This window comes from Kribbella sp. NPDC006257 (assembly GCF_040613535.1).
Lineage (GTDB): Bacteria > Actinomycetota > Actinomycetes > Propionibacteriales > Kribbellaceae > Kribbella.
In genome coordinates this window covers 1-22,617 of sequence record NZ_JBEXSJ010000003.1, presented here as the reverse complement: position 1 = coordinate 22,617, position 22,617 = coordinate 1, and the positions used below count along the sequence as shown (strand labels likewise).

The following is a 22,617-nucleotide window of genomic DNA, read 5'->3' as shown; positions in this document are numbered from 1 at the left end:
CGGAGGCTGCTCATGTTTGTGATCGCTCATCTCAGTGACCCGCACCTGGACGGCTCGGCCGACGCGCGAGATCGGTTGCGGCGGGTGACGTCGTACTTGAAGGAGCTGTCGCGGCCCGTCGACGTGGTGCTGGCGACGGGTGATCTTGCCGATCACGGGCTGCTGGCGGAGTACGAGGACGTTGCGGCCGAGCTGGCGTTCGACGTACCGGTGCTTGTTCTGCCGGGCAACCACGATGTGAGTTCGCCGTTGCGCGATGGGTTGGCGTCGCTGGTGTCGTCGGAGGGTGCTGGGCATCCGGTTCATCAGGTGCGGGAGGTGGGTACGGCGCGGTTCGTGCTGCTGGACACGTCGGTGCCGGGCGAGGACCACGGGTTGCTGAGTGCCGAGTCGCTCAAGTGGCTGGCCGGCGTACTGGACGAACCTGTCGACGGGCCGCTGTTCGTCGCGTTCCACCACCCGCCCAACAAGCTGCAGCACCCTGTGCTCGACGAGTGGATCCTGCGATCCGGCGACGCCTTTGCGGCCGTACTGCGCGGCAGGCCGATCACTGCGCTTCTGGCCGGCCACGTGCACAACGGTGTCGCGACCACGTTCGCCGGATTCCCGCTACTCGTTGCCCCGGGCATCCGTTCCACCGCCAACCTGCCCTTCGAACCGGGTCAAGGTCTAGTAGACCTTTCAGCACCACCCGGGTTGGCGCTGCACATCTGGACGCCGGATCAACCTCTAGTTACGGTTTACCGTTTCCTGCCGTGAGCCTGAAAGGACTTCCCGATGACCGCTCCTTTGGTACTGCGGCCGATCGGCCGGGTCCTCAAACCCGTCCTCGGCAACGAGCGTTAACCCGGTTGCCTGCCTGCCGACCGGGCTGACAGGGTGATCGGCTGTGCCTACCTTCAATGCTGCTGACGGAACCGAACTCGGCTACACCCTGGTCGGCGAAGGAGCGCCACTGGTCTGCATCCCCGGTGGAATGCAGGACAGCCTGTACTTCGAAGATCTCGGCGGACTCGCGGCGCATCGGCAGCTGGTGCTCTTCGATCTGCGGGGAACCGGGCGATCCGCCGTACCGGACGACCCGTCGTCGTACCGGTGTGACCGGCTCATCGGCGATCTCGAGGCGCTGCGTGAGCATCTCGGCCTCGACCAGCTGGATCTCCTCGCACACTCGGGTGGGACGAATCTGGCCCAGCGCTACCTGGAGGATCACGCGGACCGGGTCGGCAAACTCGCCCTCATCACACCCAGCGCAATGGCCGCCGGCATCGACGTTCCCGGCGAGATCCGGGCCGAGATCGCAGCCCTCCGCAGCCACGAGCCTTGGTACGCCGAGGCCTCGACTGCCCTCAAAGCACTCATGGCCGGCGAGGCGACCGCGGACACGATGAACGCCATCGCACCCTTCTCCTACGGTCGCTGGGACGCAACCACCCAGGCCCACCACGCCGCTCAGGCCGGCCATCGCAACACAGCAGCCTTCGCAACCTTCGTCTCCGAGGGCGCCTTCGACCCGCCCGCAACCCGGGCCGCCCTGAGCACCTTCCCCAACCCGGTCCTCGTCCTCGCCGGCGAGTACGACCTCAACTCCCCACCACAGGCGGTCGCTGAACTGGCCGATCTCTTCCCTGATCCCCGGTACGTCGTACAGCCGGGCGCCGGCCACTACCCCTGGCTCGACAACCCCGCCGGGTTCGTCGCTACCCTCACCGCTTTCCTAGATGCCGGCCGATAATCGGTTGTCTGGTCGCGGATGCCCCGCGCACACTCCGGTCGCATGGATGATGCTGAGCTCGAGAGGTTGTTGAGGAACGAGCGGTATCCGCGGTCGGCGGGGTATTCGGTTCGGTGGATGGTGGACGGGGCGATGGGGCCGAACACCCTCTGGCAGGCGGAGGCGCTGGCCGAGCACGTATCGCTCGAGCCGGGGATGCGGGTGCTGGATATGGGGTGTGGGACCGCCAGCAGCTCGATCTTTCTGGCCAAGGAGTTCGGGGTCGAGGTCTGGGCGACGGATCTGTGGGTCAGGCCGGAGGAGAATCTGCGCCGGGTGATCGAAGCGGAGGTCGAAGCCCAAGTTCATCCCATTCACGCCGAAGCCCATGCTTTGCCTTACGCGGAGAACTTCTTCGATGCGCTGGTCAGCATTGGCGCCTACCACTACTTCGGAACCGACGACCTCTACCTCGGCTATTTCTCACGTTTCGTGAAGCCAGGTAGTCAGATCGGGATCGTCCAGCCCGGTCCCGTCGAGGAGTACGAGGTATTTCCACCGCCCCACCTCGAGCCCTACTGGAAATGGGACTTCTGCGCCTGGCACAGCCCCACGTGGTGGCGCCGGCACTGGGAGAAGACCGGCTTGGTCGCCGTCGAGGTCGCCGATCAACTACCGCACAGCTGGCACGACTGGCTGCAATGGAACGACGCGTGTGACCTGGACGCCGGTACCCCGAACCGAGAAGAAGCCCAAATGCTCCGAGCAGACAACGGCCGCACCCTAGGCCTCAGCCGAGTAATAGCCCACCGCACAAGTTGAGCTGAGGTTCAGCATGCCCCGCTGACGCGACCTTCGCCCGCTACCGCGAAAATATCCCGCCACTGGCCGAACAACCGACCAGCGGCGACCATCGGAGCATGGTGGACGAGCCGCGATGGACTGTCGACACGGTTGCTCTTCAAACGGTCCGCCAGAGGCTGCACAGCGCCCTCGGAGACCGCCTTCTCCAATCGTCGGCTCCCGACGGAATCCTCCACCTCGTCCTCGTCACCGCAACGCCGGAACAGGCCGAGCACCTACGTACGCAGTACGGCCCGCACCTCGTCGTCAGCAGCTGGCTTCGCCCGGTGTGACGACGGCGGTTGGTGCAACGCAAACGGCGGCAGGCCCGGGAGGTCTGCCGCCGTTCAGGGGGTGGAGCTAGAAGTTGATCATGTGGCCTTCGAGGCCGTGGAAGGCTTCTTGGAGGGCCTCGGACAAGGTGGGGTGGGCGTGGACGTTGCGGGCCAGTTCCTTGGTGGTGAGGTCCCACTTCTGGGCCAGGGTGAGCTCGGGGAGGAGCTCGGTGACCTCGGGGCCGATCAGGTGGGCGCCGAGGAGTTCGCCGTACTTCGCGTCGCTGATCACCTTGACGAAGCCGTTCGGGTCGGCCAGACCGTGCGCCTTGCCGTTCGCGGTGAACGGGAACTTGGCCACCTTGACGTCGAAGCCTTCGAGTCGCGCCTGCTCCTCGGTCCAGCCGAAGCTGGCGATCTGCGGCTGGCAGAAGGTCGCCCGCGGGATCATCACGTAGTCGAGTTCCATCGTCTCGTGCCCGGCGATGGTCTCGGCCGCGATCACCCCCTGCGCCTCGGCGGCGTGCGCGAGCATCAGCTTCGCGTTCACGTCACCGATCGCGAAGATGTTCGGCACGTTGGTGCGCAGGAAGCCGTCGACGTCGATCGCGCCGCGCTCGGTCAGCTTGACGCCGATCTTGTCCAGCCCGTAGCCGTCGACGCGCGGCTGGAAGCCGATCGCCTGCAGCACCTTGTCGGCCTCCAGCGTCTGCTGGCCGTCCTTGCCGGTGACGGTGACCTTCACCTTGTCGCCGGAGTCGTCGATCGCGTCGACCCGGGTGCCGGTGAGCACCTTGACGCCGAGCTTCTTGTACGCCTTCGCGAGCTCCTTGGAGACCTCGGCGTCCTCGAGCGGGACGACCCGGTCCAGGAACTCGACGATGGTGACGTCGACGCCGTAGTTGGTCAGCACGTAGGCGAACTCGACACCGATCGCGCCGGCACCGGCGATGATGATGCTGCCGGGAAGTTCCTCGGTGAGGATCTGCTCCTCGTAGGTGACGACCCGCTCGCTCAGCTGGGTGCCCGGCAGCAGCTTGGTCGTCGCGCCGGTGGCGATGATGCAGTTGTCGAAGGTGACGGTCTCCGACGACCCGTTGTTCAGCGATACGTCCAGGGTGTTGGCGTCGACGAACGAGCCCCACCCGTCGTACTCGGTGATGTTGTTCTTCTTCATCAGGAAGTGCACGCCCTTGACGCGGCCGTCGGCCACCTTCCGGCTGCGCTGCACCGCGGTCGGGAAGTCGAAGGTGACCTCGCCGCTGATGCCGAAGGTCTTCTTCTCCGCGGTGAAGATGTGCGCCAGTTCGGCGTTCCGGAGCAGAGCCTTGGAGGGGATGCAGCCCACGTTCAGGCAGACACCGCCCCAGTACTTCTTCTCGATGATGGCGGTCTTCAGCCCGAGCTGTGCGGCGCGGATCGCCGCGACGTACCCACCCGGGCCGGCGCCGAGGACAACAACGTCAAAGTGCGAGGCCATGGTGGAAATGCTAGTCGGTCGCACCAGTACGCCGCGCAGCCGGGCAGGCGCCCGGCAGCGGGGGGTGACGACGGTCACCATCGGGTCGTGTGTCCTGCCTCATCGTCACTGTCGGTGAGCAGGCCTTCCTTCTGCTCCCCCGCCCGCCTACGCTGGGGCACGCACGGGGGGAGCTCCCTTTCCGTGCGCGCGTGAGGCGCCTCTGGAAACGTAGTGGGAGCACTAGACGGTGGGGACAAGGATGCTGGGGAACAGCCGCAGACTGCGGCTCGCCGCGATCGGCGCGCTGGTGGCAGTGGTCGCACTGCCCTCGTACGCCGCTTACGCCGACGACCCGACTCCCCCGCCGCCCGCGTCCGTCACCGACGTCAAGAGATCCCTGGAGCAGTTGCAGGCCGAAGCCGCGCAGATCCAGGCGGAGTTCGCCAAGACCACGATCGAGTACACGAACGCGCAAAAGGCAGTCCAGACCACCGAGGCCGCAGCGAAGAAGGCCGAGGCGTACGCCGCGAGCAAAAAGGGCGTCTCGGACGTCGAACGCCGCAAGCTCGGACTGCTGACCGCGCAGGCATACCAACTGGGCATCCCGACCGTCCTGGGCACCGAGTCGATGCTCTGGTCGCTGGCCCCCATCGCGGAAAACCTCCAGGAGATCGCCGACCGCCAAGCGGCCATCCGGCAACTCGGCAGCACCCAGGTCGCGCAGTACCAGACAGCGACTGCCGCGCAGGACGCAGCCGGTACGGCGGCCGACGACGCGGCCAAGAAGCGCGCCGCAGCGGATACCGCAGCCCAGACCGCCAAGACCCTCGGTCTGGAGGTCAAGGCGAAGGCGCAGGAGGCGGCGCTGGCGATGCAGGGCCAGATGGCCGACCTGGCCGGCGCGAGTGCACTGTCCAGTCAGTTGCAGAACGGCCGCAACGCCCAGGCCTTCGCGAAGTGGCAGACCTACCTGACCGAGCTGGCCGCCGCCAAGGTGACCGCACCCGCCGCCGGCTTGATCAGGAACCCCTCGAAGCTCCCCGCCGGTCTCAAGCCGTACGTGGCCGGCGGTCAGAACGTCCCCGGCACCGCGTCGGTCAGCAGTGCGGGCAAGACCGTGCGGGTGTTGTCGGCCGAGACGATCCAAGCAGTGAACCGGGCCTTCAGTCTGCTCGGCAAGCCCTACGGCATCGGCGCCACCGGTCCGGCGAAGTACGGCTGCCTCGGCGCGGCCCGGGTCGCCTGGCAGCCCTACGCGAACCTGCCGAACCTGATCAGCAAGGTCTACCCGAACTACCAGAAGGTGCCGGCGGCAACGATCCAGCCGGGCGACATCCTGCTGATCGGCAGCAAGTCGATCGGACTGTTCCACATAGGGATCGCGCTGGACGGCGACGAGATGATCGCGGCCGACGAGTCCAAGGGTTCGGTCACCGTCACGAATGTCCCGGACAACCTGTTCGCCGCGCTGCGCCCGACGCTGGGTCAGCCCGCGGTGCACCAGACCCCGCCGCAGTCCTCCTCGCAGGCGTACCAGTTCCGCTGCGGCAACACCGCCACGTCGTACGACGTGGGCACCGGTGCCTGGACCTGGCCGATCGCCGAGGGACAGTACGAGATCGGTACGCCGTTCGGCCAGGCCGGTCCGCTCTGGTCCTCCGGCTTCCACACCGGCCAGGACTTCGTGGCCCCGACCGGTACGCCGGTGCGCGCGGTCACCGCCGGCACCGTGCGGGTCGAGCACCCCGCGTGGGCCGGCAACCTGATCCGGATCGACCACGGCAACGGACTCGAAACGCTCTACGCGCACCTCAGCCGGGTCGATGTCGCCGAGGGCGCCCACGTCGTCGCGGGGCAGCAGATCGGAGCCGTTGGAGGGCTGGGCAACGCGACCGGGCCGCACCTGCATTTCGAGGTCCGCCTCGGTGGCGACGCGGTGAATCCGATGCCGTTCCTGGCGACCGGGAGCACCAGCACCGGCTGGGGTGGTTACAGCAACGGCATGATTCCCGCCGACAAGCTGTGTGGAATCAGCGGCAACTCCGGCCACATGCTGCGCTGCGACGCGGCTGCGTCGTACGCGCAACTTGCCGCCGCCTACAAGGGCCGCTTCGGCAAGACGCTCTGCATCACCGACTCCTACCGCTCGTACGCGTCGCAGGTCGACCTGTACGGCCGCAAGCCGTCGCTGGCAGCACTGCCCGGTACGTCGAACCACGGCTGGGGCGTAGCCGTCGACCTGTGCGGCGGTATCGACCACTTCGGCACCGCGCAGTACCAGTGGATGCTGGCGAACGCCGGCAGCTACGGCTGGGTCCACCCGGCCTGGGCGAACAAGGGCGGCGGCCGCGAAGAGCCTTGGCACTGGGAGTTCGGTAAACCGGCCAGTGCCTAGCCGCCTGACCAGCTGGATCCGCAGGCATCGCGTGATCAGCTCGGCTGGTGCTGTCGTCCTGTTCGGCTGCCTGGTCGTCGGCGCCACGCCGTACGCCGCTGTGCTCACCACCGCCGAGGGTTGGCAAGGCTACGGCAACGGACTGATGCCCGCCTCCAAGCTCTGCAGGGTCCCTGGCGGGCAGAAGCTGCGCTGCGACGCTGCCGCGGCGTACAAGTCTCTGGCGGATGCCTACACCGCTCACTTCCACACGCGGCTCTGCATCACTGACTCCTATCGCCCCTGGCGGGTTCAGGCGCTCTTGCTGATCCGCAAGCCCGGTCTGGCCGCAGTGCCCGGTACGTCGAACCATGGCTGGGGGCAGGCTGTCGACTTGTGTGACGGCATCAACGACTACGGGACTCCTGAGCACGAGTGGATGCTGGCCAACGCACCGGCGTACGGGTGGGTTAGTCCGGACTGGGCGCGGCAAGGGGGCCCTCGGCAAGAACCGTGGCATTGGGAGTTCCAGGGGGTTACTCCTTAGACCACGTAGGCTTGAGGTGTGGCCGAGCAGACCAGTCCGGACCGCGCGGACGACAACATCACGCTGGACGCCCAGGACGATCGCTGGGAGTGGCGGCGCAAGATCCGGAGCAACCCGCGGAAGCTGTTGTTCTACCGGATCGGTGTCGGCGTGCTCGGCGGCCTGCTCATCATCGCCGCTCCGTTGACCGGCTGGTTGCCAGGACCGGGCGGGATCCCGCTGTTCATCGCGGGCCTCGCGGTGCTGGCCAGTGAGTTCGAGTGGGCACAACGCCTGCTCTACAAGGTGAAGGACTGGGTCAAGCAGTTCACCACCTGGACGGGCAAACAGCCGGCCTGGCTGAAGGCTCTGGGCACCCTGGCGATCTTCCTGTGCGTGGTCGTCGCCATCTGGCTCTACCTGGCCGTCCTCGGCGTCCCCAGCTGGCTACCGAACTCTTGGGAGAGTTTCCTTCACAAACTGCCCCTTCTTGATTGAGCGTGAGCGGGTGAAGCGGGACCGGTAGTCGGTGGCACTCAGCCCGTAGTGAGACTTGAAGCGGCGCGCGAAGTAGTTCTGGTCAGGCCAGCCGACCGCCTCTCCGATCCGGCTGATGGGCTCGTCGGTGTGCAACAGCCGATCAGCGGCGAGCTCGGCGCGGAAGCGGGACAGGTATGCCATCGGTGGCAAGCCGGTGGCCGCCTTGAAGATCCTCACCAGATACCCCGGCGCCAGATGCAGCTCCAGCGCCAACTCGGTCAGCGTCCAGCGGTAAGCAGGCCGCGCTTCCATCAACCGCAGAGCATCCAGTACTGCGGGGTGCTGCTCCCCGCCGCTGACCCGACTGTCACCTGCTGCCCTCGCCAGCCGGTTCAGGAACAGCGACAGCCAGCCGATGACTTCACCGTGATGCAGGTTCGCCGGCCGATGCCGGAGGTTCCCCAGCGCGTCCAGGTGACCAATGCACTCCGCCATCGCTGCAGGGTCGAGCCGAGTGGTCAGCACTCCACGACGCTCGGCCGTGTACGGCAGGGTCCACAGCAGGTGACCCAGCAGCGGGTCCTCGCGCGTCCAGGCCAGCTCGCGCCGCAGTAGATCGGCGGAGAAACAGCAGTTGTAGATCTCCAGGTCTTCGCAGTCCTCGTACCCGTGCCAGACCCCCGGCCGCAGCAGCAGGACATCGCCGACCCCGAGCTCCTCACGCCTGGCGAGGCAGTTGTGCACACCGCGTCCGCCGATCACGACGACGACCTCGAAGAAGCTGTGCGTGTGCACGGGGCGGTCTACGTCATGCAGATAGCGGCCGGCGAACGCCAGCGACCCTTCCACGAGGTGCACGAGCGTGCCGTAGCTGTCGACCGGCGGTTCCTCCATCTGCGCACTCTAGGGGCCCAGGTTCATTTTGTGCTAGGTCGGGTGCACTGCGGACTATCGGCGGCGGGACGGTGGTCGCAAGATCGAATGAATCGTTTCATATCTGGGAGTTGCCCATGCCGCGTCCTGCCGCACCCGTCCATCTCCGCTTCGAGCACCGGACCGACGAAGGCCCCGTTCTGGGCCTCGGTACCGGCTCACCACGCCTGTCCTGGCAGGTGCCGGCCGCCGATCCGGGCTACACCCAGTCCGGCTACGAGATCGAGATCACCCGGCCCGGCGTACCGCAGACCAAACACGCCATCACGTCGGCTGACCAGGTCCTGGTGCCCTGGCCGAGCCACCCCCTCGGCTCCCGCGAGTCGGCCGAGGTCCGCATCCGGGTCCGCGACGACGAATGGAGCGACTGGAGCGAACCGGCCGTCGTCGAGGCCGGTCTGCTCTCTTCCGACGACTGGACCGCACGCTTCGTCAGCCCGCGCGAATCAGCCACCGCCCCGATCGTCAGCGGCAGCATCGAGCTGCCCGGCGACATCGTCCGGGCCCGGCTCTACGCGACCGCCCACGGCGTCTACATCCCCGAACTCAACGGCCACCGCGTCGGCGACGAGCAACTCGCGCCGGGCTGGACCGCCTACCAGTTCCGCCTGCGCTACCAGACCCACGACGTCACCGAACTCGTCCAGCCGGGCGTGAACCAGCTCGACTTCCTGCTCGGCAACGGCTGGTACCGCGGCCGCCTCGGCTTCCACGGTCAGCGAGCCGTGTACGGCGACCGACTCGCCGTCCTCGCCCAACTTGAAGTCACCACCGCCGATGGCGCCGTCCATATCCTCGCCACCGACGGCACCTGGACCGCCCGCGAGAGCCAGATCGTCGCCGACGACCTGTACGACGGTCAGCGCGTCGACCTCACCCGCCAACCGTCGGCACCGTCGCCGGTGGACGTGCTCGACGCCGACCTGAGCCTCCTCGTCGCACCCGACGGCCCGCCCGTCCGCGTCACCGACCTCCTCCCCGCACAGAAGATCTGGACCTCCCCCGCAGGCAAGACTCTCGTCGACTTCGGCCAGAACCTGGTCGGCCGGGTCCGCCTGACCGTCCGCGGCGCCGATCCCGGAGCCGAGGTCGTCCTGCGGCACGCCGAGGTCCTCGAGAACGACGAACTCGGCGTCCGCCCGCTGCGCTCCGCCAAGGCCACAGACTCCTACGTCCTGGCCGGCCCCGACGAGACCGTGCTCGAAGCGGAGCTCACCTTCCACGGCTTCCGGTACGCCGAGGTCACCGGCGTACCGGATCTCCAAGCCGACGAAATCCAGGCGGTCGCCATCAACTCCGATCTCCGGCGAACGGGCTGGTTCGAGTCGTCGGACGAGACCCTCAATCGGTTCCACGAGAACGTCGTCTGGGGGATGCGCGGCAACTTCGTCGACGTCCCCACCGACTGCCCACAGCGCGACGAGCGGCTCGGCTGGACCGGCGACATCCAGGTCTTCTCCCCCACCGCGACCTTCCTGTTCGACAGCGCCGGCTTCCTCGGCAACTGGCTGACCGACCTCGCCGCCGAGCAGCACAAGGACGGCTCGGTGCCGTTCGTCATTCCCGACGTACTGCGTGACGCCTCGCCGTCTACGGCTGCGTGGGGTGACGCGGCAGTGGTTGTGCCTTGGGTTCTGTACCAGCGCACAGGCGACCTGGGTCTTCTAGCTCGCCAGCTGCCGAGCATGCGTGCCTGGGTGGACCGGATGACGGACCTGGCTGGTGCGGATCTGCTGTGGACCGGCGGGTTCCAGTTCGGTGATTGGCTGGATCCCACTGCGCCGCCGGACAACCCGTTTCGCGCCAAGGCTGACCCGGACGTCCTGGCGACGGCTCACCTGGCCAGGTCGGCACAGATCGTCGCAGAGGCTTCGGCGCTGACTGGCGATGCTTCGCAGGAGTACGCGGAGCTGGCTCGTCGAGTGCGGGCGGCTTTCGCAGCGGAGTACGCGACTGAGGGCGGCCGGGTGCTGAGCGACGCGCCTACGACGTACGCGATGGCTTTGCAGTGGGCGCTGCTGCCGACAGAGGAGCAGCGTCGTCGTGCAGGGCTTCGCCTTGCCGATCTGGTACGGACAGCAGGCTTCCGGATCAGCACTGGCTTTGTCGGTACGCCGCTGATGGCCGATGCGCTCACTGATGTAGGAGAGCCCGAGCTGGCCTACCGGTTGCTGCTGCAGACCGGCTGTCCGTCCTGGCTCTACGCGGTGACCATGGGCGCCACCACCATCTGGGAACGCTTCGACAGCATGCTGCCCGACGGCAGCATCAACCCAGGCGAGATGACGTCCTTCAACCACTACGCACTCGGTGCTGTCGCGGACTGGATGCACCGGCGGGTAGCGGGTATCGCCCCGGGCGCACCGGGCTACCGCAGCATCGTGGTCGACCCACTGCCCACGTCGAAGCTCACCAGAGCAGCTGCGCGCCACCTCACGCCGTACGGCGAAGTGCGCGTGGGCTGGGAGCGCTCGAGCGGCTCGTTCCAGTTGAACGTCACCGTTCCTGTCGGCTCCACAGCAACAGTGCACCTGCCGGGAAGCTCCGAACCGGTCGAAGTCCGGCACGGAGACCATGAGTGGACTGTCGACGACCCGTACGCCGAGGTGCCGGGTCTGCCCGCTGATGCCACCATCCGTCAGGTCGTGGACCACGAGCCCACCTGGAACGCTCTCGTCGAGACGGCCGTGGAGACCGGCGTCGTCGACGACGATGCTCAACTCGCCGGCCGGCTGGAGCGCTACCTCGACGCGCCCGCGACCACCCTGGTTCAGGTCGCCGGTGGATGGCACAGCGCCGACACCACCGCCCTGCAAGCCCGCCTCGACTCCCTGCTCGCAACGCACTAACAGTTTCTGGAGGTCACTATGACGATCCGCCCACCTTCGACAGCCATAGCGCTGATCGGCCTGCTTGCACTGACGGCCTGTAGCGCCGGCAGCCTGGGATCCAGCGACAGTGCAGGCGACGGCAAGGTCAGCATTACCTTTCTGATCGGCAACCAGGACCAGGACATCAAGACAGCCGAGCAACTGGTCAAGGACTTCACCGCCAAGAACCCCGACGTCACCATCAAGACCGAGACCCGCCCGGCCGGTACCGAGGGCGACAACATCGTCAAGACGAGGCTGTCCACCGGGGACATGCCGGACGTGTTCAACTACAACACCGGCTCGCTGTTCCAGGCGATCGCGCCGCAGAAGAACCTGGTTCCGCTGAGCGACCAGTCCTACATCGGTGATCTGGACGAGAACTTCAAGAAGACGGTGACCGCCGACGGACAGGTGTACGGCGTACCGGTCGGTGGCTTCATGGGCGGAGCGGTGCTCTACAACATTCCGATCTACACCAGGCTCGGGCTGAAGGTACCGAAGACGTGGGCCGAGTTCATGGCCAACAGCGCCAAGATCAAGGCGGCCGGGATCCCTCCGGTGATCCAGACCTATGGGGAGACCTGGACCTCGCAGTTGTTCGTGCTGGGTGACTTCCACAACGTCGCAGCGGTCGAGCCGGACTTCGCCGACAGGTACACCAAGAACCAGGCGAAGTATGCGACGTCGCCGGCGGCGCTGAAGGGTTTCGAGCACACCGAGGCCGTGCACGACGCCGGCTACGAGAACAAGGACTTCGCCTCGGCCAAGCTGCCGGACGGTCTGCGGATGCTTGCCCAGGGCAAGGGAGCGCAGTACCCGATCCTGTCCGGCGTGGTCGCGAACATGGTGGCCACCTATCCGGACGCGGCCAAGAACGTCGGACTGTTCGCGTTGCCTGGTGACGACGCGACCAAGAACGGTCTGACCGTGTGGACGCCCGGCGCGAACTACATCCCGAAGACGACGACCGGTGCCAAGCTGGACGCGGCGAAGAAGTTCCTCGCCTTCATCGCCAGCCCGGACGGCTGCAAGTCCCAGGCCGCCGCGGGCGCGCCCACCGGCCCGTACGCCGTCAAGGGGTGCGCGCTGCCGACCGACGTACCGCAGTCGATCAAGGACATGCAGCCGTATCTCGACAAGCCGGGCGCATCGAGCCTGGCGCTGGAGTTCGTGTCGCCGGTGAAGGGCCCGTCGCTGGAGCAGATCACCGTCGAGGTGGGCTCCGGCATCCGCAAGGCGAAGGACGGCGCCGCGCGGTACGACGAGGACGTGAAGAAGCAGGCACAGCAGCTCGGGTTGGCGGGTTGGTGATGGCTGCGTCCATCAGTTCGGCTCAAGCCCGCGCCAAGGTGGCGCGGGCCGCGAGGCCGAAGGTCTACACGCCGTACTCGAACTGGTTCTACCTGCCCTCGGCAGTGATCTACGGCGTCCTGTTCATCGTCCCGACGTTCGCCTCGCTCTACTTCAGCCTGACCCGGTGGAGCCTGTTCGAGTCGAAGTTCATCGGGCTGGAGAACTTCAAGCTGTTCTTCTCCGAGCCACAGCTGGTCAAGGGTTTCACCAACACGCTGATCTTCGCTGTCGTGACGTCAGGCACCAAGGTGGTTCTCGGGTTGTTACTGGCGGTCCTGCTGACCTCGCAGATCGTTGCCCGTGGCTACCTTCGGTCGGTGGTGTTCTTTCCGGTCCTGGTCTCGACGATCGGTGTCGGCATCACGTTCACCGTGTTGATGAATCCCGAGCACGGGCTGATCAACGGCGCGCTCGGCACGCTGGGGATCGACGGACCGGGGTGGCTGACCGACCCGAAGTACGCGTTGTTGTCGGTCGCGGCGGTGGATATCTGGAAAGGGGTCGGGCTGGCGACGCTGATCTACATCGCCGGGATCGTGTCGATTCCGCGGGAGTACATGGAGGCGGCGAGGGTGGACGGCGCCGGGTCGTGGGAGACGTTCCGCCGGATCGTCTTGCCGCTGTCCCGGCCGGCGACGGTGACGGTGATCATCTTGTCGCTGATCGGCGGACTCAGGTCCTTCGAGCTGATCTGGGCGATGACGCGGGGCGGGCCCGGGTTCACCTCGGACGTGATCGCGTCGGTGATCTACAAGCAGTACCAGGCCGGCTTCTACGGCTTGTCGACCGCAGGCAACGTCGTGTTGTTCCTCGCAGTCACCGCGATCGTGCTACCGCTCTCCTACTTCCTCAACCGCAAAGAGGTGGACCTGTGAGCACCGCGGAGCTCGTCAATCACAAGCCGGGGCGGAACTATCTGCTGAGTGCGGTCGCGATCGTTGCCTCGGTCATCGTGTTCGTCATCCCGTTCGCGTTCATCGTGCTGACCGCGGTGAAGGACCGGCAGCAGGCGGCGCTCCTCGACTTCTCCTGGCCGCACCAACTGCGGATCGTGCAGAACTTCGTCGAGGTGGTGAAGGCGCGGGACTACATGCTGGTGATCGCGTTCATCAACTCGACGATCCTGACGGTCGCGAGTGTCGCCGGCATGGTCGTGCTCGCGGCGATGGCCGGGTTCGTCCTGCAGCGCCGGAAGAGCCGCTGGAACGGGCTGATCAACTTCCTGGTGCTGTCCGGCCTGATCATCCCGCCGGCCGTCGTACCGACGATCTGGGTGCTGCAGAAGTTCGGGCTGTTCAAGACCATGCCGGGGCTGATCCTGATCGAGATCGCGTTCGGGTTGTCGTTCTGCGTGCTGCTCTTCCGGGCGTTCGTGGCGACCATCCCGCGCGAACTCGACGAGGCGGCGATCATCGACGGCGCCGGACCGCTGCGGCTGTTCTTCGGAGTGATCTTCCCGCTGCTGCGCTCAGTCATCGTGACCGTGGTCGTCGTCCAGTCGGTGGCGGTGTTCAACGACTTCACGAACCCGCTCTACTTCCTGCCGGGCGACCAGAACGCAACGGTTCAGCTGACCCTCTACAACTTCCAGAGCCAGTTCAGTACGCAGTACAACCTGCTCTTCATGAACATCCTGCTGATCACCATCCCGCCCCTGGTGATGTTCCTCTTCTTCAACCGCCAGATAGTCGCCGGAATGACCGCCGGCGCCATCAAGGGCTGACCGGCCTACTAATACTGCTGCCAGGTTGGCGGCGAGGGAGCGGGCGTCTGCGGAGTCGGTGGTTGAGGGAACCCCGGAAGCCGGCCGATCCCGGGGTGGACCGCCGAGGTCGGCCGGATCCTGCGCGAACTTCGGGTTACCTCCCCTTCGCGCGCTCACCCCATTGGTGGAGCAGTGGGGGAAGCAGTCAGAGAGGAGGTAACCATGCCAAGAGGAGGAAGCGGGCCTGCCCGCGGGGCGGCGTACCGACGGACATGAGGTATCCGCCAAAACCGGCCCGGCCCCGGCCCAGCCAAGCGTAGAACTCAGCCCGCCCCCGGACACCTCATGTCCGTCGGTGCACCGCGCCACGCGATTCTGCGCGAACTTGCGCGTTACACGCCGAATCAGACAATCGTCGGCTGCCCGCTGCCCGCTGGCGTCGGTCTAGGCAGTCACGCTGGTGCCGCCCGCCCAAGGCTTCGTCCCCAACTGGCCGACCAGAACAATCACGCAGCCCGGCGACGCGCACCCCAGTCCCTCCCGCCAGCCCACTACCGGCCCTGCCGGGCTGTCGGAGCAGGTGGGGATCAGAGCACCGATGGCAGGAGATCCGCGAGTTTCGCGTAGTCGGCGAGCGAGTTATAGGCGTGGGCCGAGAGACGGATGAAGACCCGGGTGTCGAAGGCGGTCAGGGTGATCTCGGCCTTGAGCTCCCGCGATACCCGGATCTTGAAGGCCTCGCCCGCGTCCTCCGACCGCTCGCCGGGCCACGGGGGCTCGACCAGGCGCATCGTCGGCGCCGGGTTGACGACGTCCGGCACCGACGAGCCGAGTGACTTCGCGACCAGCCCGGCGCCTTCGTCCAGCATCGAGGAAAGTTCCGTACGCCGACGCGGCCAGTCGATCTCCTCCAGGACCCGCAACGACTCAGGCGCCGCGATCCAGGGCGCGTAGTCGTACGTGCCCAGCATGTCGAACCGCTCAGGCATCCGCTCGTCGTACTCCGACCACGAGACGATCAGCGGCAACGTCTCCGCGCGCCACTTCTCGGCGACCACCAGACCGGCCGTCGCCCGCGGCGAGGCGGGCCACTTGTGGAAGTTCCCGGTCCAGAAGTCCGCTCCGTCACCGGCCGGGGCGTCGATCAGCGCCGGCGCGTGAGCCCCGTCGACGATCACCGGGATCCCGTACTCCGAACAGGCGTCGACCAGTCGCCGGATCGGGAAGATCATCGCGGTCGCCGAGCTGATCTGGTCCACCACGAGCGCGGCCGTGTTGCCGTCGAGCGCGGCGGCGATGATCGCGACGACGGTGTCGTCGTCGGACTCCAGCGGCACGTCGACCACGACGATCTCGGCATGGTGCTGCCGGGCGAACCGCTCCGCCGCGAACCGCACCGCGCCGTACGCGTGATTGGTCAGCACGATCCGGCTGCCGGTGGCGATCGGGATGGTCGCGAGGGCGGCCGTGACGCCGGCGCTCGCGTTCGGGACCAGCGCGAACCCGGTCGGGTCGGTGTCCAAGTACGCCGCCAGCTCGAGCCTGGAGGTCGCGAGCCGGCCGGCGACCGAGCGGAACCAGGCCATCGGGTTCGCGTCGGTCTCGGTTCGCAGCGCCGACAGGAGATCTTGGGTACGCCGTGGCACCGCGCCGTACGAGCCGTGATTGAGATGCAGGACGCCGGGATCCAGGCTCCACAGATCCGGCCGGGGCGGGCTGATATCAGTCACCGGCCCAACGCTACCGAACCAGCTGCCGGAGGCCGCGCCGAGTCCAGTGCACGCGGTCCCCGGCTTGGGAGGGTCGGGGACCGCATTGTGCCGCCGCTCGCGGTACACGTCGGGCAAAATTCCCTCTGCCCGGATAAGTGCCGTCGAAGCGCGCGGGGGTGTTGCCCCGAAACTACTGCCGTTGCCGAGGGCCCTCAAGACCTGGCGCCCTTGGCTCGGCGATACTTCCGGTTGTGTATCCCTATCTCGACCACGACGGACCGATCGCGATGGCCCACCGTGGCGGCGCCTTGCACCCTGACAACGTCGGCTATGAAAACTCGATGCATGCCTTCGAGCAGGCGGTCGGACTCGGGTATCACTACCTCGAGACCGACCTGCACGCGACCAGCGACGGGGTGGTGGTGGCGTTCCACGACCACCGGCTGGACCGGGTCACCGACCGCACCGGAGTGATCGCGCAACTGCCCTGGTCGGAGGTCAAGCGGGCCCGGATCAACGGTCACGAGCCGATCCCTCAGCTTTCCGAAGTACTGGAACACTTCCCGGCGATCAAGCTGAATCTCGACATCAAGGCTGACAACGGTGTCCGCCCCACTGCCGCCGTACTCCGGAAGGCCGGCGCCATCGACCGGGTCTGCGTCTCCTCCTTCTCCCAGGCCCGGGTCCAGCGGATCCGCGCCGAGCTCGGCGAGCGACTCGCCACCGGCTTCGGCCAGAACGAGATCGCCCGGCTCCGGTTCTCGCCGTACCGGTTCGACTCCCCCGGCGCCTGCCTGCAGATCCCGGAGTACTTCGGCAGGATCAAGGTGCTCACCCGGGGACTGCTCCGCCGGGCGCATGCCCTCGGCAAACAGGTGCACGTGTGGACCGTGGACGACCCGGTCGACATGCATCGCCTGCTCGACTTCGGCGTCGACGGCCTGTTCACCGACCGGACCGACCTACTCCGCGACGTACTCATCGAACGAGGTCAATGGCACTGAAAGAGGGGCGCGGCGAGTGGTGCTGAGGGGGCCAACTCGGCTGTTGAGCTGCGACACTCCTCCGCATGGGAATCCTTTCCGCCCCCGCGAGCGTCGACCAGCGCGAATACTGGGGGTTCAGCCTGTACGACTGGGCCAACTCCGGCTACGTCACCACCGTCGGCACCGTACTGTTCGCGCCGTACCTCACCTCGGTCGCCGAACAGGCCGCCTGCGGCCGGGTCGGTACGACGGACGCCCCCTGCCACACGAACCTGCACGTCCTCGGACTCGGCATCTCGCCGGGCTCGCTGGCCTTCTACGTCGTGACGGTCGCGACCCTGATGTCCGCGCTGTTCCTGCCGGTGGTCGGCGCGATCGCGGACCGGTCGCCGCGGAAGAAACTGTTGATGTGCGGCTTCGCCTGGGTCGGTGCGCTGGCCGCGTGCTGCATGGTGTTCGTGAGCGGCGACCGCTGGGCGCTCGGGGCGCTGCTGCTGTTCGTCGGGAATCTCTGTCTGGGGTCGTCGCTGGTCGTCTACGACTCGATCCTCATCGATATCGCCGGGCCCGACGACCGCGATGATGTCTCGTCGCGGGCGTGGGCGTTCGGGTATCTCGGCGGCTTCATCCTGCTGGCTCTGAATCTCGGTGTCGTCACGGCGCACGACGCACTGGGGCTGAGCAAGGGAACCGCGGTCCGCCTGAGTCTGCTGAGCGCGGGCATCTGGTGGGGTCTGTTCACCTTCATCCCCTATCTGCGGCTCAAGGACCGGCCGCCGGCGAGCGTCGTACCGGTGGGTGGGGGCAGTCTGATCCGGCAGAGTTTCGGGCAGCTCTTCGCGACGCTGAAGCACGTGCGGACGTATCCGATGACGCTGCTGTTCCTGGTCGCGTACCTGTTCTTCAACGACGGGATCCAGACGGTCATCTCGGTCTCCTCGACGTACGGCGAGAAGCAGCTCGGGTTCGAGACGCAGATCCTGATCATGACGATCTTGTTGGTGCAGTTCATCGCGTTCTTCGGGGCACTCGCGTTCGGGCGATTCGCCCGGCGGTACGGCAGTCAGCGCACGATCATGGGCGGGCTGGTGGTCTGGATGGTGATCGTGATCGCCGGCTTCCTGCTGCCTGCGCACCAGGTCGTCCCGTTCCTCGCGATGGGTATCGCGATCGGCATCGTGCTCGGCGGAACCCAGGCACTCTCCCGCTCCGCGTTCAGCCAGCTGATCCCGAAGGGCCGCGAGGCGGAGTACTTCAGCCTCTACCAGGCCGGCGAACGAGGCACCTCCTGGCTCGGCACCCTCGTCTTCGGCCTGGTCCACCAACTCACCGGCTCCTACCGCCCCGCCATCGTTGCCCTAGGCATCTTCTTCGTCGTAGGCCTCGCCCTCCTCACCCGAGTAGACATGCGCCGAGGCATCACCGAAGCCGGCAACACCCAACCCGCCCTCGTCTGACCCGTAGCCGGCCCGCCACCGCGGTGGCGCGGCGGGATGAGCGGTACTACGCGGCTCCGGGGCCGACGTCGGCCGATGTGAGGGGACGGCGCAACGGGGTTTGGGTGGAGAACTCGTCGGCGCCTACGTCGTACGGGGTGGTGCGGGGTTGGCCGTCGAGGTCGTCGGTTACCTGGGTGGAAGAGGCGGCGTTGATTGCGGCGCTGCCGGTGGCTAGGCGGTAGATGCCGTCGCTGCCTGCCTGGAGCTTCGGGTCGGCTCGGGTGAAGCCGGAGGTGGGGATGTTGCCGTTGGTGGCGTTGCCCCAGAGGATGTTGCCGGACCAGGTGATGCCGGACAGGTAGGGCATGTCGACCAGGGCGCCGCTGTCGCCGACGAGGAGGTTGTCGGCGATCTGGCAGCCCAGCGGCGGGACCGTGCGGTTGCTTTCGCCGTTGATCGCGCCGTCGGTGTTGTTGCGGAGGGTGTTGAGCACGATCGTCACCCGGTCCGGTGCGTCGTTGCCGGTGCGCGAGGAGGACGGCTCGCCCTCGTAGTGATCGCGCTCGGTCCCGCTGCCGAGCACGATCCCGGCACTCGCGACGCCGCCGACGTAGTTGTTCACGATCAGATGATCATTGCCGTAGATCCGGATCCCGTTCGCGCCGGACAGCAGGTAGTTGCTCTCGACGCGGTTGTTGTTGCCGTGCCGCAGCACGATCCCACCGGTCGACGAGCGAACCGTGTTGTAGCGGATCGTGTTCCCCGACGACTTCACCGAGATCGCCTCCGGATCGCCGTTCGCCCGCTCGAACAGGTTGTACTCAACCGTCGCGTCGGCTGTCGACAATGCGCGACCGCTGACCCCCAGGCGAATCGGCTCGCCGCCGTTCAATCCGGAGTACGTGTGATCCCGGAAGTAGTTCCGGGCGATGTACGTCCGCTGTGCCATGTCCTCGGTGCCAGGTCCGTCTATCACCAGGTAGACGCCCTTCGTGGACTTGTCGTGGAACGTGTTCCGGTCGATCTTGACGTCATCGCCGCGCACCACGACCCAGTGCTCGGCCGCGGTCGCGAACTGGAGGTCGTTGCGGGTCAGCCGGATCCGCGGGCAGGTGGTCGGGATCTCCAGCGTCGTGCTCTGCCGGAAGTTGAACCCGCTGATCGTGACGTACGACGAGTTGGCGAACACGAAGCTCTGCGCGCCGGTCAGCGTGACACCGCCACGCGATTCGGCCACGATCGTGATCGGCGAGGTGCTGGTCCCGTGGCGCCCGCTGACGGAGATCGGCGAGCCCGACGGTACGGCGTACGAGCCGTTCGCCACGGTGATCGTGGTGCCGGGGCCGGCGCTGTTGATGGCGGATTGCAGTTGGGACAACGAGGTGACGGTAGCCGTCACCCCGGCGTCCGCCGGGCGGGCACGGGACAGCTGCAGTGCAGCCGCCCCGATGCCAAGCGTGCCGAAGGTGCCGACGGCAAGGAATGAACGACGATCCATGACGAGCTCCTGATGACGTAGGGAACCAACTACGGGGGCGGTAGGTGGGTAGGAACCTAGTTGCGGGGGCGGTACATCTTCCGGTATTCGCTCGGGGTGACCGAGCTGACCTGGCGGAACACCTTGGAGAAGTAGGACTGGTCCATGCCGACCGCGGCCGCGATCTCGTCCATCGGCTTGGTGGTGTTCACCAGCTCGTACTGCGCGTGCTCGATCCGGGTGCGCTTGATGAACTGCTTCGGCGACAACCCGAACTCCGCGCGGAAATGCCGGACGAAGGCACTCAGCTCGAACCCGAACTCGGCCGCGAGCTCCTCGACCGTCAGTGCCGAAGTGAGGTTCTCCTCGATGTAGCGGACGATGCCGGACTCGCCGGTCTGCTGCGGCGACAGCCGGACCGAACCTGCCGGCGCGCTGTCGAGGAAGTGCGCGAACAACGCGGTCAAGGCGGACTTGATCCGCAACGGCGTCGCGAGACCCGGCGGATCCCGATCGGCCGCACCGACCTGCTCGAACAGCGCGGCAGCCTCTTCCGGCGCCCTGCTGGGGACGATGAACGGCAGGGTCAGCAGTTCGCCGATGTCGCGATCGCCGATCAGCGCGGAGAAGTGCAGCCAGTGTTTGCGGAAGGTGTTGTCGCTGATCGTCGAGTAGGAAACCGGAACGTCGGCCGGCAGGTAGCAGAGCTCACCGGGCTTCGGATAGAGCTCCTGGTCCCCCACCACGAGGAGACCTTCTCCTTCGAGGATCAGGTACAACCGGGAGAACGGATCGGGCTGCAGCGGCCGGTGCCACTCGCGATGAACATGCGTGATCCGGCTCGCGACCACCAGATCCAGCCGGAGCCGATCCAGATGAGTCCGAATGATCTCCTCATCACTACGCACCGCGACAACTTCCGTCTCACTCATCCGCCGACCATCTCCTCGTTCGCCCGGACGGCTCGGTGCTGCTCGCCGGGCTGCTCGCCGTCGCGGTCGCGCTCGGAGATGATCTCCTCGGCGCAGGTAGCTCCGGCGACTCGGATCTTGTTCATGAGGCGTGGATCCCTACGTCGGCCGCCGTCAGCGGGCGGTACTTCGGCTTGCGATGCGAGAACTCGTCCGCACCGACGTCGACCCTACGACCGCGCCGGTCCCCGTCGACATCGAGAGCGTCCGCCGGATAGGAGCCGGTGGCTGCGTCGATCGCGGGGCTGCTCGCCGACAGACGCCGTACGCCGTCAGGCCCTGCGACAAGCCGCGGGTCCGCCCGGGTGAACGTGCCGGCCGGGGCATTCCCGTCCGCCGCCTGACCCCAGACGAGGTTGCCGGACCAGCTGATGCCCTGCTGGAACGGCATGTTCACCAGCTGACCGGTATCGGCGACGAGCAGGTTGTCGGCGATCGTGCAGTCCAGTGGCGGCAGCGTCCGATTCGTCTCACCGTTGATGCCGGTCCTGCAGTCCAGCAAGGTGTTGAGCGCGATGCGGACCCGGTCCGGAGCGTCGTTGCCGGTGCGCGAGGTCGGCGGCTCACCGGGGAAGTGATCCCGCACGCTGCCGCTGCCCAGCACGATCCCGCTCACCCGCTCGAGGTAGTTGCTCTGGATCTGGTGGTCATTGCCGTAGATCCGGATCCCGTTGGTCCCGTTTACGATGAAGTTTCCCTCGACCCGGGTGCCGTTGCCGTGCCGGAGCACGATCCCACCGAGGCTGTCGCGGATCGTGTTGTGACGCAGGACATTTCCGGACGACTTCACCGAGATCGCCTCGGGATCACCGTTGGCGCGCTCGAACAGGTTGAACTCCACCACCGCGCCGGCTGTCGAGAGCGCCCGCGGGCTGACCCCGAGCCGGATCGGCTCACCACCGTTGTCGCCCGGAAAGGTGTGGTCGCGGAAGTGATTGCGATAGATGTGCACGCCCTTCGCCATCTGATCGGTGCCCGCACCTTCGATCCCGAGATAGATCCCGAGCGTCGACTTCCCATGAAACTCGTTGTGATCAATCGTTGAGTAATCCGCGCGCACCATCACCCAATGCACGCCCTCGATATCAGCCAGCTGGAAGTCGTTCCGCGTCAACCGAATCCGCACACAATCCGGCGGCACCTCAAACGTCGCGCGCTGCCGAAACGCAAACCCACTCAAGGTGACATCCGACGAACTACTCAACACAAAACTCTGCTCACCAGCCAGCACCACCCCACCCGGAGACTCGGCCTGGATCACCACCGGCTTCCCGGGGCGCCCGCGAACACCAGTCAACGCGATCGGCGCCTCCGCCGGCACCTCATAGGTGCCATCAGCAACAGTAATCACCGCACCAGGCCCAGCACTCCCAATCGCCACCCGCAACTCCTCAAGCGACCGCACGAACCGCCGCCCGGCGTTCCCGGCACCTTCGCCCTGGTACGCCGTACCGGAGCCACCGGCGCCGCCGAAGTCGTCCGGGCTGCCGACGC

At 66.8% G+C, this 22,617-nt stretch carries 20 protein-coding genes; 13 read left to right on the top strand and 7 right to left on the bottom strand.

Annotation, left to right across the window (positions count from 1 at the left end):
- Positions 1–12 precede the first annotated feature (12 nt).
- The 4 genes from ABZ004_RS04375 (at position 13) to ABZ004_RS04360 (ending at position 2,850) form a co-directional block, all read left to right on the top strand.
- Positions 13–759: a metallophosphoesterase gene (locus ABZ004_RS04375; protein ID WP_355678334.1), complete on the top strand. Its 747-nt coding sequence runs from the start codon at positions 13–15 to the stop codon at positions 757–759.
- Positions 760–889: 130 nt separating this feature from the next.
- Positions 890–1,735, top strand: a complete 846-nt coding sequence (locus tag ABZ004_RS04370) for an alpha/beta fold hydrolase (protein WP_355678333.1) — start codon at positions 890–892, stop codon at positions 1,733–1,735.
- A 42-nt stretch (positions 1,736–1,777) separates the two neighbouring features.
- A complete protein-coding gene (locus ABZ004_RS04365) occupies positions 1,778–2,536 on the top strand; it encodes a methyltransferase domain-containing protein (RefSeq protein ID WP_355678332.1) in 759 nt (252 codons plus the stop codon).
- A 98-nt stretch (positions 2,537–2,634) separates the two neighbouring features.
- Positions 2,635–2,850: a hypothetical protein gene (locus ABZ004_RS04360; protein WP_355678331.1), complete on the top strand. Its 216-nt coding sequence runs from the start codon at positions 2,635–2,637 to the stop codon at positions 2,848–2,850.
- A 67-nt stretch (positions 2,851–2,917) separates the two neighbouring features.
- On the opposite strand, the gene lpdA is transcribed toward ABZ004_RS04360, so the two are convergent.
- Positions 2,918–4,312: a dihydrolipoyl dehydrogenase gene (gene lpdA, locus ABZ004_RS04355; protein WP_355678330.1), complete on the bottom strand. Its 1,395-nt coding sequence runs from the start codon at positions 4,310–4,312 to the stop codon at positions 2,918–2,920.
- Between the two features lie 241 nt (positions 4,313–4,553).
- On the opposite strand from lpdA, the gene ABZ004_RS04350 reads away from it, so the two are divergent.
- The 3 genes from ABZ004_RS04350 to ABZ004_RS04340 are packed head-to-tail and all read left to right on the top strand — an operon-like array spanning position 4,554 to position 7,692.
- Complete coding sequence (locus ABZ004_RS04350) at positions 4,554–6,689, top strand: peptidoglycan DD-metalloendopeptidase family protein (protein ID WP_355678329.1); 2,136 nt, start codon at positions 4,554–4,556, stop codon at positions 6,687–6,689.
- Complete coding sequence (locus ABZ004_RS04345) at positions 6,682–7,215, top strand: M15 family metallopeptidase (protein WP_355678328.1); 534 nt, start codon at positions 6,682–6,684, stop codon at positions 7,213–7,215. Before ABZ004_RS04350 ends, ABZ004_RS04345 begins: the two co-directional genes overlap by 8 nt.
- An 18-nt stretch (positions 7,216–7,233) precedes the next feature.
- Positions 7,234–7,692, top strand: a complete 459-nt coding sequence (locus ABZ004_RS04340; RefSeq protein WP_355678327.1) for a PGPGW domain-containing protein — start codon at positions 7,234–7,236, stop codon at positions 7,690–7,692.
- Here the strand turns inward: ABZ004_RS04340 and ABZ004_RS04335 are convergent.
- Positions 7,642–8,568, bottom strand: coding sequence for a helix-turn-helix transcriptional regulator (locus tag ABZ004_RS04335; protein ID WP_355678326.1), 927 nt, complete (start codon positions 8,566–8,568; stop codon positions 7,642–7,644). The genes ABZ004_RS04340 and ABZ004_RS04335 overlap by 51 nt on opposite strands.
- Positions 8,569–8,684: 116 nt before the next feature.
- Here ABZ004_RS04335 and ABZ004_RS04330 point away from each other — a divergent pair, with 116 nt between their 5' ends.
- From ABZ004_RS04330 to ABZ004_RS04315, 4 genes are read left to right on the top strand one after another with little or no spacing between them, the layout of a single operon-like run.
- Positions 8,685–11,456 carry a family 78 glycoside hydrolase catalytic domain gene (locus ABZ004_RS04330; RefSeq protein WP_355678325.1) on the top strand — a complete coding sequence of 924 codons (2,772 nt, stop codon included), beginning with the start codon at positions 8,685–8,687 and terminating at the stop codon, positions 11,454–11,456.
- Between the two features lie 18 nt (positions 11,457–11,474).
- On the top strand, positions 11,475–12,791 hold the full coding sequence (locus tag ABZ004_RS04325) for an extracellular solute-binding protein (protein WP_355678324.1): 1,317 nt from the start codon (positions 11,475–11,477) through the stop codon (positions 12,789–12,791).
- Positions 12,791–13,708, top strand: coding sequence for a sugar ABC transporter permease (locus ABZ004_RS04320; protein ID WP_355678323.1), 918 nt, complete (start codon positions 12,791–12,793; stop codon positions 13,706–13,708). Before ABZ004_RS04325 ends, ABZ004_RS04320 begins: the two co-directional genes overlap by 1 nt.
- Entirely contained in the window at positions 13,705–14,556 is an 852-nt protein-coding gene (locus tag ABZ004_RS04315; protein ID WP_355678322.1) for a carbohydrate ABC transporter permease, read from the top strand. Before ABZ004_RS04320 ends, ABZ004_RS04315 begins: the two co-directional genes overlap by 4 nt.
- A 569-nt stretch (positions 14,557–15,125) precedes the next feature.
- Here ABZ004_RS04315 and ABZ004_RS04310 read toward each other — a convergent pair.
- Entirely contained in the window at positions 15,126–16,268 is a 1,143-nt protein-coding gene (locus ABZ004_RS04310) for an aminotransferase class V-fold PLP-dependent enzyme (RefSeq protein ID WP_355678321.1), read from the bottom strand.
- A gap of 233 nt (positions 16,269–16,501) precedes the next feature.
- Here ABZ004_RS04310 and ABZ004_RS04305 point away from each other — a divergent pair, with 233 nt between their 5' ends.
- Both ABZ004_RS04305 and ABZ004_RS04300 read left to right on the top strand, forming a co-directional pair.
- A complete protein-coding gene (locus tag ABZ004_RS04305) occupies positions 16,502–17,254 on the top strand; it encodes a glycerophosphodiester phosphodiesterase (protein WP_355678320.1) in 753 nt (250 codons plus the stop codon).
- Between the two features lie 65 nt (positions 17,255–17,319).
- Positions 17,320–18,693 carry an MFS transporter gene (locus ABZ004_RS04300; protein WP_355678319.1) on the top strand — a complete coding sequence of 458 codons (1,374 nt, stop codon included), beginning with the start codon at positions 17,320–17,322 and terminating at the stop codon, positions 18,691–18,693.
- 46 nt (positions 18,694–18,739) lie between these two features.
- On the opposite strand, the gene ABZ004_RS04295 is transcribed toward ABZ004_RS04300, so the two are convergent.
- The 4 genes from ABZ004_RS04295 to ABZ004_RS04280 form a co-directional block, all read right to left on the bottom strand.
- Positions 18,740–20,173 carry a polysaccharide lyase 6 family protein gene (locus ABZ004_RS04295; RefSeq protein ID WP_355678318.1) on the bottom strand — a complete coding sequence of 478 codons (1,434 nt, stop codon included), beginning with the start codon at positions 20,171–20,173 and terminating at the stop codon, positions 18,740–18,742.
- A 56-nt stretch (positions 20,174–20,229) separates the two neighbouring features.
- Positions 20,230–21,084: an AraC family transcriptional regulator gene (locus ABZ004_RS04290; RefSeq protein WP_355678317.1), complete on the bottom strand. Its 855-nt coding sequence runs from the start codon at positions 21,082–21,084 to the stop codon at positions 20,230–20,232.
- Positions 21,081–21,209, bottom strand: a complete 129-nt coding sequence (locus tag ABZ004_RS04285) for a hypothetical protein (RefSeq protein WP_355678316.1) — start codon at positions 21,207–21,209, stop codon at positions 21,081–21,083. The genes ABZ004_RS04290 and ABZ004_RS04285 overlap by 4 nt, the downstream gene beginning before the upstream one ends.
- Positions 21,206–22,617, bottom strand: a 1,412-nt coding sequence (locus tag ABZ004_RS04280) for a polysaccharide lyase 6 family protein (RefSeq protein ID WP_355678315.1), incomplete at its 5' end; no start/stop codon positions are given. The genes ABZ004_RS04285 and ABZ004_RS04280, both read right to left, overlap by 4 nt.